Annotated in this window: 13 protein-coding genes; 10 read left to right on the top strand and 3 right to left on the bottom strand. The window is 65.0% G+C overall.

Features of this window, described 5'->3' with window-relative positions:
- Nucleotides 1-183: 183 nt before the first annotated feature.
- Nucleotides 184-462 (top strand): HU family DNA-binding protein, encoded by a 279-nt coding sequence (locus ACTHN9_RS03990; protein WP_074262967.1) that lies wholly within the window; start codon nucleotides 184-186, stop codon nucleotides 460-462.
- A gap of 159 nt (nucleotides 463-621) precedes the next feature.
- On the opposite strand, the gene ACTHN9_RS03985 is transcribed toward ACTHN9_RS03990, so the two are convergent.
- Together ACTHN9_RS03985 and ACTHN9_RS03980 are read right to left on the bottom strand one after the other, a co-directional pair.
- Nucleotides 622-1,926: a GTP-binding protein gene (locus ACTHN9_RS03985; protein ID WP_440535451.1), complete on the bottom strand. Its 1,305-nt coding sequence runs from the start codon at nucleotides 1,924-1,926 to the stop codon at nucleotides 622-624.
- A gap of 157 nt (nucleotides 1,927-2,083) precedes the next feature.
- The gene (locus tag ACTHN9_RS03980; protein ID WP_440535450.1) at nucleotides 2,084-2,530 is read right to left on the bottom strand and encodes a lytic transglycosylase domain-containing protein; all 447 of its coding nucleotides are present in this window, start codon (nucleotides 2,528-2,530) and stop codon (nucleotides 2,084-2,086) included.
- 467 nt (nucleotides 2,531-2,997) lie between these two features.
- Between ACTHN9_RS03980 and gspD the strand changes: the two genes are divergently transcribed.
- From gspD to gspF, 3 genes are read left to right on the top strand one after another with little or no spacing between them, the layout of a single operon-like run.
- Complete coding sequence (gene gspD / locus ACTHN9_RS03975) at nucleotides 2,998-5,391, top strand: type II secretion system secretin GspD (protein WP_440535449.1); 2,394 nt, start codon at nucleotides 2,998-3,000, stop codon at nucleotides 5,389-5,391.
- Nucleotides 5,388-6,884 (top strand): type II secretion system ATPase GspE, encoded by a 1,497-nt coding sequence (gene gspE / locus ACTHN9_RS03970; protein WP_440535448.1) that lies wholly within the window; start codon nucleotides 5,388-5,390, stop codon nucleotides 6,882-6,884. Before gspD ends, gspE begins: the two co-directional genes overlap by 4 nt.
- Nucleotides 6,885-6,887: 3 nt before the next feature.
- A complete protein-coding gene (gene gspF / locus ACTHN9_RS03965) occupies nucleotides 6,888-8,105 on the top strand; it encodes a type II secretion system inner membrane protein GspF (RefSeq protein ID WP_440535447.1) in 1,218 nt (405 codons plus the stop codon).
- Between the two features lie 126 nt (nucleotides 8,106-8,231).
- Here gspF and ACTHN9_RS03960 read toward each other — a convergent pair whose 3' ends face one another.
- The gene (locus ACTHN9_RS03960) at nucleotides 8,232-8,645 is read right to left on the bottom strand and encodes a hypothetical protein (RefSeq protein ID WP_440535446.1); all 414 of its coding nucleotides are present in this window, start codon (nucleotides 8,643-8,645) and stop codon (nucleotides 8,232-8,234) included.
- Between the two features lie 143 nt (nucleotides 8,646-8,788).
- Between ACTHN9_RS03960 and gspG the strand changes: the two genes are divergently transcribed.
- The 6 genes from gspG to gspL form a co-directional block, all read left to right on the top strand.
- Nucleotides 8,789-9,253, top strand: coding sequence for a type II secretion system major pseudopilin GspG (gene gspG / locus ACTHN9_RS03955; protein WP_440535452.1), 465 nt, complete (start codon nucleotides 8,789-8,791; stop codon nucleotides 9,251-9,253).
- Nucleotides 9,254-9,313: 60 nt separating this feature from the next.
- Nucleotides 9,314-9,817: a GspH/FimT family pseudopilin gene (locus ACTHN9_RS03950; RefSeq protein ID WP_440535445.1), complete on the top strand. Its 504-nt coding sequence runs from the start codon at nucleotides 9,314-9,316 to the stop codon at nucleotides 9,815-9,817.
- 1 nt (nucleotide 9,818) lies between these two features.
- Nucleotides 9,819-10,214 (top strand): type II secretion system minor pseudopilin GspI, encoded by a 396-nt coding sequence (gene gspI / locus ACTHN9_RS03945; RefSeq protein WP_440535444.1) that lies wholly within the window; start codon nucleotides 9,819-9,821, stop codon nucleotides 10,212-10,214.
- The gene (locus ACTHN9_RS03940; RefSeq protein ID WP_440535443.1) at nucleotides 10,192-10,884 is read left to right on the top strand and encodes a PulJ/GspJ family protein; all 693 of its coding nucleotides are present in this window, start codon (nucleotides 10,192-10,194) and stop codon (nucleotides 10,882-10,884) included. The genes gspI and ACTHN9_RS03940 overlap by 23 nt, the downstream gene beginning before the upstream one ends.
- A gap of 2 nt (nucleotides 10,885-10,886) precedes the next feature.
- Nucleotides 10,887-12,074, top strand: coding sequence for a type II secretion system minor pseudopilin GspK (gspK, locus tag ACTHN9_RS03935; RefSeq protein ID WP_440535442.1), 1,188 nt, complete (start codon nucleotides 10,887-10,889; stop codon nucleotides 12,072-12,074).
- A 30-nt stretch (nucleotides 12,075-12,104) separates the two neighbouring features.
- The coding region (gene gspL, locus ACTHN9_RS03930; protein ID WP_440535441.1) for a type II secretion system protein GspL at nucleotides 12,105-12,379 on the top strand (275 nt) is incomplete at its 3' end.

The raw sequence follows: 12,379 nt of genomic DNA, 5'->3' as shown, positions 1-12,379 counted from the left end.
TGCCGTTATTGGGTTTGCGCTGAGCTATCATAGCAAGCGCCGCACGGCCGTAGCGCCAGGGGGTTCAGCGCGACCGAGCGGCGCACGCTTCGCCACAGCTACTCGACGGCACAGCTTGCGTACGTATAATTCGGCGCGTTTTGCGCTGTCTGTGTCACTTCAATCTGATAAAGAGGAACGTTAATGAACAAACAGGAACTGATCGACGCCGTCGCAGGTCAGACGGGCGCCAGCAAGGCTCAAACCGGCGAAACGCTCGACACGCTGCTGGAAGTGATCAAGAAGGCAGTGTCCAAGGGCGACGCGGTGCAGCTCATCGGCTTCGGCAGCTTCGGCTCGGGCAAGCGCGCTGCGCGTACGGGCCGCAACCCGAAGACGGGCGAGACCATCAAGATCCCGGCCGCCAAGACCGTCAAGTTCACGGCTGGCAAGGCGTTCAAGGATGCCGTCAACAAGCGCTAAGCCCTTCGCGGCCCATTGCGGCCCGGCTTGAAGCTTGTTCGACACCCGCCGCTGGCGGGTTTTTTTTTTCGGTTTTTTTGCGCGCGCGTTAGCCGCGGGCCGCCGGCCGCGGGGGCGGCCCGGGGGCGTGTGCGCCCCCGGCGAATCGGCAAGACGGCCTTAGTGGACGATCTGCCCTTGGTCGTCGCCTTCGTGATCGTCGGCGTCGAGATCCCATGCCGGGAAGGGGTCGGGCAGATGCGCCCACCCGTGCGGGCCGGCCGCGTATTCGTCGTCGGTCAGCAGGCAGGCATCGAGCTTCGCACGCCAAACCTCGGCATCGAGCCCGACGCCGATCAGCACCAGCTCCTGACGGCGGTCGCCGATCGTCGCGTCCTCGGGTGCGCCGAACCAATCGGCGGCGATTTCGGCCGCGAGTTCATCGTCCTCGGGCCACTCGTCGCGCGGCTGCGCGGCCCACCACATGCCGGCCGGGCCGTGACGGCACACCCCGCCGGCTTGGGACAGCGTACCTGCTACGTCATTGCGCGTGGCCAGCCAGAAAAATCCTTTGCTGCGCAATACGCCCGGCCACTGCTCGTGCAGCAGCGCCGAGAGCCGCTCGGGATGGAACGGCCGGCGCGCACGGTAGACGAAGCTGCCGATATCGTATTGATCGGCTTCGCTCACGTGCGAATGGCCGGCGTGCCCGTGGCCGTCGCCATGATCGTGGTCGTGCTCATGCTCGTGTTCGAGCGAGGCGAGCCACCCGGGTGCGCTTGCGGCGGCTTCGAAGTCGAACCGCTTCGTATCGATGACTTCGGCAAGCGGCACCACGCCGAAGCGGCTCACCACTTGAACCGCGCGCGGATTCAGGCGTGCCAAGATCCGCTCGAGCCGTTCGAGGGCCGGCGCGTCGACGAGATCGGCCTTGTTCAGGACCAGCACATCGCAAAATTCGATCTGCTCGATCAGGAGTTCGACGATCGTCCGATCGTCGTCTTCGCTCGCGGCCAGGCCGCGCTCGGCGAGCGCGTCGGCCGATGCGTAATCGCGCAGAAAATTGAACGCGTCGACGACCGTCACCATCGTATCGAGCCGAGCGACATCGGCGAGCGAGCGGCCCTCGTCGTCGGTGAAGGCGAACGTTTCGGCGATCGGCATCGGCTCGGCGATGCCCGTCGATTCGATCAAGATTGCGTCGAAGCGGCCTTCGTCGGCGAGCCGGCCGATCTCGGCCAGCAAGTCGTCGCGCAGCGTACAACAGATGCAGCCGTTCGATAGTTCGACGAGCCGTTCCTCGACGCGAGACAGAGTGGCGGAGTCTTTAACGAGCGTCGCGTCGATGTTCACGGCCGCGAGATCGTTGACGATCACGGCGACGCGCAAGCCGGCGCGGTTGGCGAGAATGTGGTTGAGCAGCGTGGTCTTGCCCGCGCCGAGAAAGCCGGAGAGCACGGTGACGGGCACAGGCGAATGGTTCATTGCAGTCGATATCGGGTGGGGCGATGGCGCGATGCGCCGCCGCAAGAAGAGCGTAGGGAGCATTGTGCACCAAACGCCGGAGCGCCACCCTAGGACACGAGGCCCGAGTCCCTCCTGGCCTGCCCCGCCTTGACCGCCCGCGCGAACCGCGCCGCGTTCAGCGCTGCGCTTGCAGCAGCTTCCACTGCGAGAGGATGCCGATGATTTGGCGGGCGTAATGGTCGCGCAGCGACGGCGTTTCGGAGTGATAGGCGCCCACCGCCGCCCAAGTGTTGCCGTACTTGTTCATCTTTTGGCGCAGATGCCAAGCTGCGATGTAGACGCTCTTGCACGGCTCCATCAGCGTGTCGCTCGAGATGCCGTAACGGGCCAGCGTGGGCAGATGAATGGAATTGATCTGCATGAGCCCGTAATCGGTCGAGCCGTTCGCATTCTTGTGCAGGGCGTCCGGGTGGTTGTGCGACTCTTGCCAGGCGATCGCGCGCAGAATCAGCGGGTTGACCTTCTGGTAGCGGGCCGCCTCGTCGTAACAGTCGGCGCGCGCGTTCGCCGACGCGAGCGCCGCGAGCCAAACCGCCAAGATCAGAACTGTCCGTTTCGTCATTCGAGTGCCTTCGACGCAATGCGTTTTTATTCGCGGCGCGGCTCGCCCCGGCCAGGGAAGCACGCCTACGCGGCAGCTGGGGAAAACCCGAGTTTGCCTTTCGATTCAGTCGAAATATTCGCCCGTATGATACCGGGTTGATACCGGGTGCGATCGACTGCGGCCTCAACCCGTCCGAGATCGCCGAGCCGTTGGCCGACAACGGCGGGTGACGGCGCGCAGGCGGGGGTGAAGCCGTGGCGATTTTCATCCGAAACGGCGGGCGCCACGTAGACAATTGAGAACTTTCTGACGTAAAAGCGAAGCCATACTCAGGGCCTCGTGATTAATCGGACACAAAAAACTGCTAATGTTCGTCTTCTTGAGAGGCGGGGCGAACATCCGATGCTGATACCGACGACGGGCGCGCGGTGTGGGGCGAGGCGCTACCGCCGAGGGCAGGCACTTTCGCATTGAACCAATCTTCCATGACAAGAAATCGTATGGCACTGCGTCGCATCGCTACCGCGCTTCTACTGGCCGGGCTCATGACCGCACAAGCCGCGCACGCCGAAGTGACCTTGAACTTCGTGAATGCGGATATCGATCAGGTGGCCAAAGCGATCGGCGCCGCGACGAACAAGACCATCATCGTCGACCCGCGCGTAAAGGGTCAGTTGAACTTGGTATCGGAAAATCCGGTGCCGGAGGAGCAGGCGCTGAAGACGCTCGAGGCGGCGCTGCGCATGCAAGGGTTCTCGATCGTTCAGGATCACGGCGTGCTCAAGGTCGTGCCCGAAGCCGATGCCAAGCTGCAAGGCGCGCCGACCTACGTGGGCAACACGCCGCAGGCCCGGGGCGACCAAGTCATCACGCAAGTGTTCGAGCTGCACCATGAATCGGCCAATAACCTGCTGCCCGTGCTGCGGCCGCTGATTTCGCCGAACAATACGATCGCCGCGTACCCGGCCAACAACACGCTCGTCGTGACCGATTATGCCGACAACGTGCGTCGCATCGCGGCGATCATCGCGGGCGTGGACAACGCAGCGGGCCAGCAGATCGTCGTCGTGCCATTGAAGAACGCCAACGCGCTCGACCTCGAGCCGCAACTGTCGAAGCTGCTCGATCCCGGTTCGATCGGCAGCACCGACGCGACGCTGAAAGTGTCCGTCATGGCCGATGCCCGTACCAATTCGCTGATGCTGCGCGCCTCGAACAAGGCGCGGCTCGAATCGGCCAAGCAGCTCGTCGCGCAGCTCGATGCGCCCAGTTCGCAGCCCGGCAACATGCACGTGGTTCATCTGCGTAACGCCAGTGCGGTCCAGCTCGCGAAGACGCTGCGCGGCATGCTCGGCAAGGGCGGCAGTTCCGGCAGCAGCGCGGAGTCGAGCAACGCGAGTTCGTTCAGCCAGAACAATTCCAGCGGCAGCTCGACGTCGACGGGCATGAGCGGAACACCGCCGCTGCCTTCGTCGTACGGCAGCAGCGGTAGCACGCTCGGCGGCGGCGGCAGCTCGATGTCGGGCTCGAGCAGCGGCGGGCTCGGCGGCGGCAACACCGGTGGCTTTCTAGGCGACAAGCAAGGCGAAAACGCCGACGAAAATCAGCCGGGCGGCATGATCCAGGCCGATGCCGCGACGAACTCGCTCGTGATCACCGCATCCGATCCCGTCTACCGCAATCTGCGCGCCGTCATCGACCAGCTCGACGCGCGCCGCGCGCAGGTTTATATCGAAGCGCTCGTCGTGGAACTGAACTCGACGCGGGCCGGCAACCTGGGCATTCAGTGGCAAGTCGCGAGCGGCAACCTGCTGGCGGGCACCAACCTCTCCAGCGCGGCCGGCAACACGGGCAGCTCCAACATCCTCGGGGTGGCGGCCGGGCTGGCCGCGCCGCTGGCTAGCGGCGGGGGCGTGGCCTCGCTGCCCAGTACGCTCACCCAGGGGTTGAACGTCGGGTGGCTGCATAACATGTTCGGCGTGCAAGGCCTTGGCGGGTTGCTTCAATACTTCGCCGGCGTCAGCGATGCGAACGTGCTCTCCACGCCGAACCTGATCACGCTCGATAACCAAGAAGCGAAGATCGTCGTCGGGCAGAACGTGCCGATTCCGACGGGCTCGTACGCGAACTTGTCGACGGCCACACCCGGCACCGCGTTCAATACGTACGATCGTCGCGACGTCGGCTTGACGCTGCACGTGAAGCCCCAGATCACCGCGGGCGGTGTGCTCAAGCTGCAGCTCTATACCGAAGACTCGTCGGTCGTCGGCAGCACGGTGAGCACGTCGGCGAATTCGCAAGGCCCGACCTTCAACATCCGCTCGATTCAATCGACGGTGCTTGCCGACAACGGCGAGATCATCGTGCTCGGCGGCTTGATGCAGGACAACTATCAAGTGTCGAACAGCAAGGTACCCTTGCTCGGCGATATTCCTTGGATCGGCCAGTTGTTCCGCTCGGAAACCAAGCAACGCCAGAAAACCAATTTGATGGTGTTCCTGCGCCCCGTGATCATCGGCGACAGCGATACGGCGCAGCAGATCACGCAGAATCGCTACGATTACGTGCAGGGCCTGACGAACGCCTATCGTTCCGATAACAACGTGATGCGCGACAAGGACTTCCCGGTCGTGCCGCCGATCCCGGCCGGGCCGAGCCAAGGCGTGGCGCCGGCAGCGGATCTGTTCGACCTCAGGCAGATGACGCACGGGTCCACTCCGCCGGTCCAACAACCGGCGCCTCAGCCGCAACTGGGTGCGCAACCGGGCGCGCAGCCGCAGGCCGTGCCGCTGCAACCGAGCCCGGCCCAGCCGCAAACCTTGCCGCCGCAGTCGGCCCCGCAACAGCCGCAAACCGCCACGCCGGGAGCGTCGCAGTGAGCGAGCTGCATGCCGCTCCCAACTCAGGCGCGCCGGCCGAACGCCAGGCGCCGTCGCCGCTCGCGGCTCGGCTCGTGCCGTACGTGTTCGCGCGCAACGGGCAGATCCTCGTCGCCCACCAACGCGCGGAAGGCATCGAAGTCTGGATCAGCGACCGCACGAGCCAAGCGGCACTGGCCGAAGTCGCGCGCAATTTCGGCGCGTTGACGGCTGTGCGCGTGCCCGCCGAGGAACTCGCGCAGGCGATCAACCAGGCCTACGAACGCAACGACGGCAGCGCGGCGCAGGTGGTCGGCGAGGTCGAAGGCGAAGTCGATCTGTCGCGGTTGATGCAAGACATCCCCGAAGTCGAGGATTTGCTCGAATCGGAAGACGACGCGCCGATCATTCGGATGATCAACGCCCTGCTCACGCAAGCAGCCCGCGAACACGCATCGGACATCCACATCGAGCCTTTCGAGAATGCGTCGGTCGTGCGTTTTCGCGTGGACGGCACGCTGCGCGACGTCGTTAGGCCGAAGAAGGCGCTGCACGGGGCCCTGATCTCGCGGATCAAGATCATGGCGCAGCTCGATATCGCCGAAAAGCGCTTGCCTCAGGACGGCCGGATCACGCTCCGTGTGGGCGGCCGTGCGGTGGACGTGCGCGTGTCGACGCTGCCGACGGGGCACGGCGAGCGCGCGGTGCTGCGTCTGCTCGAAAAGGATGCGCAGCATTTGAATCTCGAAGCGCTGGGCATGGGGCCGGATACCCTCGCCCAGTTCGATAAATTGATCTCGCGCCCGCACGGCATCGTGCTCGTGACGGGGCCGACGGGTTCGGGTAAAACCACCACGCTGTATGCGTCGCTCTCGCGCTTGGAAACGGCGACGACCAACATCATGACGGTGGAAGATCCGATCGAATACGACCTGCCCGGTATCGGGCAAACGCAGGTCAACGAGCGGATCGGGATGTCGTTTGCGCGCGCGCTGCGTTCGATTCTGCGGCAGGATCCGGACATCATCATGATCGGCGAAATCCGCGATCTCGAGACGGCGCAGATTGCGGTGCAAGCATCGCTCACGGGCCACTTGGTGCTCGCGACGCTGCACACGAACGATGCGGCGTCGGCGGTGACGCGTCTGACCGATATGGGCGTCGAGCCGTACCTGCTCGCGTCTTCGCTGCTGGGCGTGCTCGCGCAGCGGCTCGTGCGCCGTCTGTGCCCCGTCTGCAAGGAAGAACGCGTGGAAGACGGCCATTCGCAATGGCACCCGGTGGGCTGCGACAAGTGCGCGCGTTCGGGCTATTCGGGACGGCGCGGCGTGTACGAGCTGCTCACGATCGACGAATCGATCCGAACGATGATCCACCACAACGCGGCCGATGCCGAAATCCTCGCGGCGGGGCGCGCGCAAGGCATGCGCACGCTGCGCGAGGATGCCGAACGTTGGCTCTCGACGGGCCTCACCTCGTTGGAAGAGGTGATTCGCGTGACGGGCGGGGTGTAACCGATGCCGGCCTTTCGCTTCGAAGCGATCGATACGGCGGGCCGCGCGCAAAAGGGCGTGCTCGATGCGGACAGCGCCCGTTCGGCTCGCGCGCAATTGCGTACGCAAGGGCTGACGCCGCTCGTGGTGGAGCCCGCGGCCAGCGCGGCGCGCGGCGAACGAACGCGGCGTCTGGCGCTTGGGCGCAAGCTGTCGGCACGCGAGCAAGCGATCCTCACGCGCCAGCTCGCCAGCTTGCTGACGGCGGGGCTGCCGCTCGACGAAGCCTTGGCCGTGCTGACCGATCAGGCCGAGCGCGACTACATCCGCGAACTCGTCGCGTCGATCCGCGCGGAAGTGCTGGGCGGCCACTCGCTGGCGAATGCGCTCGCCCAACACCCGCGCGATTTTCCCGATATCTATCGGGCGTTGGTCGCGGCGGGCGAACATACGGGCAAGCTGGGCCTCGTGCTCTCGCGTTTGGCCGATTACATCGAGCAGCGCAATGCGCTCTCGCAAAAGATCGTGCTCGCGTTCACGTACCCGGCCATCGTGACGCTGATCGCGTTCGGTATCGTGACGTTCCTGCTCAGCTATGTCGTGCCGCAGGTCGTCAACGTGTTCGCCTCGACGAAGCAACAACTGCCGGTCCTCACGGTGATGATGATGGCGTTGTCGGGATTCGTTCGGCACTGGTGGTGGGCGGTGCTGATCGGCGTCGCGGTGCTCGTCTACGCAACGCGTGCGATTTTGTCGCAGACGGGCCCTCGCCTTTCGTTCGACCGATGGGTGCTGACGGCCCCGCTGCTCGGCAAGCTCGTGCGCGGCTACAACACGGTGCGCTTTGCGAGTACGCTCGCGATTCTCACCGCGGCGGGCGTCCCGATTTTGCGCGCGCTGCAGGCGGCCGGCGAGACGCTGAACAACCGCGCCATGCGCGGCAATGTCGACGACGCGATCGTCCGTGTGCGCGAGGGGACCTCGCTGTCGCGGGCGCTCGGTAATACGAAGACGTTTCCGCCCGTGCTCGTGCACTTGATTCGCTCGGGCGAGGCGACGGGCGACGTGACGACGATGCTCGATCGCGCCTCGGAGGGCGAGGCGAGCGAACTCGAACGACGCACGATGTTCCTCACGAGTTTGCTCGAGCCGCTGTTGATTCTGGCGATGGGTGGGGTGGTGCTCGTGATCGTGCTGGCCGTCATGCTGCCGATCATCGACTTGAACAACATGGTGCAGTAGTTGCCGCAGCACAGCCTGCTGGTGCCGATGCGGCTAGCGGTGGCGGTTCAGCGATCGCGCCGGCTGCCGGGCGCAGCGCAGAGGGACGGCGCCCGGCGCGGTGGCGCGCCCGCGAACGGAGGCGGTTCAGCGCACGTAGATGGTCGGGCCGCCGGCGTTGGGCGCCAGCGGCACTTCCGAGCGCACACCGTTATGATCGATAACGATCGAGCGAGCGCGCACTTCGGCAAGCTTGGTGCCGTCGGTGATCGTGCTGCCGAGCGCGAGGGCCCGGGCGGGTTCGTCGCCCACGCCGATAATTGCCGCGGCGCCTTCGCGCAGCGCGAGAATGCCGACGAGCTTGATGTTGCGATTGACCTCGTGCGTCAGCTTGCCGCCGAAGAGCGCCGCGGCATCTTCGACGGATACGCTCGGTGCGACGGCGGCCGCGGGCGGCGGCGGTGCGGGATGCGCGGTGAGCACGACGATCCAATAGGCGAGCGTCGCGCAAAAAGCCGCGAACAGCGCGAACGACAGTAGGCGGATTTGGAGTGTATTCATGCGCGTCATTGTAAGGGCTATTCTCGGCTTTGCGAGGTTCGCGAACCCTGACTGTGCCTGGCAAGCCCCATTACAATCGGCGGCGCCATGCGAAGCGCACGCGATGCGCTTCGTCGACAATTCATCGAACGAGGTAGCGAATGATGCAACAGTGGAACAAACGTCGTAACGAAGTAGCCGCCCTGCGCGCACGGCGCCAGCGCGGCTTTACGCTGATCGAAATCATGGTCGTGATCGCGATTCTCGGCATTCTCGCCGCGCTGATCGTGCCCAAGATCATGAGCCGTCCGGACGAAGCGCGCCGCGTCGCGGCCAAGCAAGATATTGGGACGATGATGCAAGCGCTGAAGCTGTACCGTCTCGATAATGGGCGCTATCCGACCCAAGACCAAGGATTGCGCGCGCTCATCGAAAAGCCGACGACCGAACCGATCCCGAACAACTGGAAAGACGGCGGCTATCTCGAACGCCTGCCGAACGATCCGTGGGGCAATCCGTACCAATATCTCAATCCCGGCGTGCATGGCGAGATCGACATATTCAGCTACGGCGCGGACGGCAAACCCGGCGGCGAAGGCAACGATGCCGATATCGGCTCGTGGCAGTAGTGCGGCGCATACCGCGTACGGCGTGTGGCTTGCCCTAACCCTCTAGCCCTATCGGCGAACATGCCTATCGACGGCGGTATCGGCCCCGCGCGATTGCGCGGCCCAGCATCGCGCGCACGTGGCTTCACGTTGCTCGAGATGATGGTCGTGCTCGTCATCGCGGGGCTGCTCGTGTCGCTCGCCTCCGTTTCGCTCAGGCGCAATCCGCGCACCGATCTGAACGAGCAGGCGCAGCGTCTCGCGCTGCTGTTCGAATCGGCGTCCGACGAGGCGCAGGTTCGATCGCGCCCCATCGCTTGGCAACCCGTGACCGGCGGCTATCGTTTCGATATTCGTACCGAGGACGGCTGGCGTCCTGTGCTGCGCGACGATTTGCTGCGCGAACGGCAGTGGGACGGCGGCGTCACCGGTGTGACGATCGATTACCCGGGCTCCGACCTGCATCCCGACCGTCTCGTATTCGGGATGGAAAGCATCGGGCAAGCCGTGACGGTCACGCTCTACTCGGCGGCCGGCAGGACGACGATCGTCGGCACCGGCAACGGCCGCTACGAGGTGCGTTGAGATGCGCTCAGTCCACCCTACCCCGCGGGAGCGAGGCTTCACGATGATCGAAGTGCTGGTCGCGCTCGCGATCATCGCCGTGGCACTGGCCGCTTCGCTGCGCGCGGTGGGCATGCTCGCGAACGACGAGGGCGAATTGCATCGGCGCTTGCTGGCGGGATGGAGCGCCGACAACGCACTGACCGAATTGCACTTGATGCGCCGGTGGCCCGAACTCGGGACCCAAACCTTCGATTGTTCCCAAGGCAACTTGCCGCTGACCTGCACCGAGAACGTCAGCGCCACGCCGAATCCGATCTTCCGCCGCGTCGAGGTGTCGGTGACGACCCCTGGGCGTGCCGGCAGTTTGGCTCATCTCGTCACGGTGGTCGCCAATGAGACGAACCGTGCGCTTTAAGACCAAACGACCGCGACGCGCCGCCCGGCGCCAGCGTGGCTTCACGCTGATCGAACTCATGGTTGCGATCGCGATCTTGGCGGTTATCGCGATTTTGTCGTGGCGCGGGCTCGATCAGATCATGCGCGGACGGCAGACGATTTCGAACGCGATGGAAGACGAGCGCGTGTTCGTTCAGCTGTTCGATCAGCTTCGTGTCGACGCGCGCGAGGCGGCGACCGACGACGAAGTCGGCCAGCCGGCCGTTTCCGCCACGAGCGACGGGCTGCAGATCGTGCGGGCATTCGGGCTCGCGGGCGAGGCGCCGCGCCTGCAGGTCGTGCGCTACCAAGTGAACGACGGTCGCGTGACGCGCTATGCCTCGCCGCCCGTGGCGACCGTCGGACAATTGAGGCGGACGTTGGCGGGCCCGAGCACCGGCGGCGATTGGAGCGCCGTGCCCCTTATTTCGGGTGTCGGCAAAATCACCGCGCGCTTGTACGTGCCGAGCATCGGCTGGACGACGAAGATGGATGACGTGGGCAACGAGATCGCGCGCAACAACAATAATCTCAAAGTGCCGCAGTTCGGATCGGCGCCGTTGCCGCGCGCGGTCACGGGCCTCGAGGTGTCGATCGGCGCGCCTTCGCTGCACGTGCCCATCCGGCGCATGTTCCTCGTCGGAGAATGACCATGCGCGCACGATTGTCCACTGTCGAACGCTCGGTTTCCAGGCCGGTGGCAAACCGGGTTGCAAATCGGTTCGCAAATCGGTTCGCGAAGCCGAGTGCGGCGGCGCGGCGGCGCCAGCGCGGTGCGGCGATCATTAGCGCGCTGTTAGTGGTCACGCTGTCGGCGATCCTCGTCGCGGGGGTGCTCTGGCGTCAGCAAGTGCAGATTCGCCGGATTCAGAATCAGCGGCTGATGTCGCAAGCGCTGTGGGTATCGCGCGGCGCGGTGGACTGGACGCGGCTCATTCTGCGTTCGGAGGCCGACACCGCGCCCACCATCACCTACTTGGGCGGCATTTGGGCCGTGCCGATCGCCAAGACGAAGCTCTCGGATTTTCTCGGCAAGATGGATGCGACCGATGCCGCCGAAGGGGCGCAAACGTACCTCTCCGGTTCGATCGAGGATGCGCAAGCGAAATTCAACTTGCGCAATCTCGTCGCGGTGCCGGCGCCCGGCGCGCTGCAGGTCGATCAGACGGAGGCGGCCGCGTTCGCTCGCCTGCTCGCGCTGGTGGGTCTCGACGGCGGTCTCGCGAAGACGGTGGCGGTTCGCATGCGCGCGTCCTTGATGCAATCGGCCACGCGCTTCCAAAGCCCGATCGGCAAACGCCTCGGCTCCGCGGTGCAAACGCCGCAACCGGGCAACATCGCCGGCGCCAACACCTCCGGTAGCGCAGGGCTCGAAGAAGACGACAGCAGCGCCGCCAGCATCGAGAACGAGCCGTTGCAGTTTACGAGCGTCGATTCGCTGCTGAACGTGCCGGGCTTCACGCCCGAGATGGTGGCGCGGCTGCGCCCCTTCGTGACCGTGCTGCCGACGTCCACGCCCGTGAACATGAATACCGCACCGGCTGAAGTGGTGGCCGCGGTGGTGCCCGGCATGTCGCTCTCGAGTGCGCAAGCCTTGGTGTCGCGGCGTCAGAGCGCATTCTTTCGGAATACGTCCGACGTGCAGCTCGCTTTGCAAGGCACGGGCGCATTGCCGCCGGGCATCGACATCACCCAGATTCCCATGGACGTGACGACGAGCTATTTTCTCGTGCATGGACGCGTACAGTACGAGCGAGCGGAAGTGGACCGCACGACGCTTATCTATCGCGATCCGCTTACGCATACGACTCGCGTCGTGAGCGTGCGCGATCGGCTTTGAACCGGATTCGAAACCAAGAGAGGACGGGCCTTGAGCACGTTGATCGTCTTACTGCCGCCGCGAGATCCGGCGGTGCCCTCGCAAGAATGGCAACTCCCCGAGATGCCGTTCATGCTTCTCGACAAGAGCGGGCGCAAGGAGCGCGCGGGCCGTGCGGCGCTCGGCTTTTTGCCGCGTGCCGCCACCACGGTGCTGGTGGTGGCGGCGCGCGACCTGCTGATGTTGGCCGCGACGCTGCCGCCGCTGAAGGGGCCGCGGCTCAAGCAAGCGTTGCCGAACATCGTCGAGGAGTATCTCATCCAAGA

Origin of the sequence: Trinickia sp., from assembly GCF_051953405.1 — a bacterium.
Lineage (GTDB): Bacteria > Pseudomonadota > Gammaproteobacteria > Burkholderiales > Burkholderiaceae > Trinickia.
The sequence above is the reverse complement of the archived record's forward strand: the minus strand, read 5'-3'. Positions and strand labels throughout refer to the sequence as shown.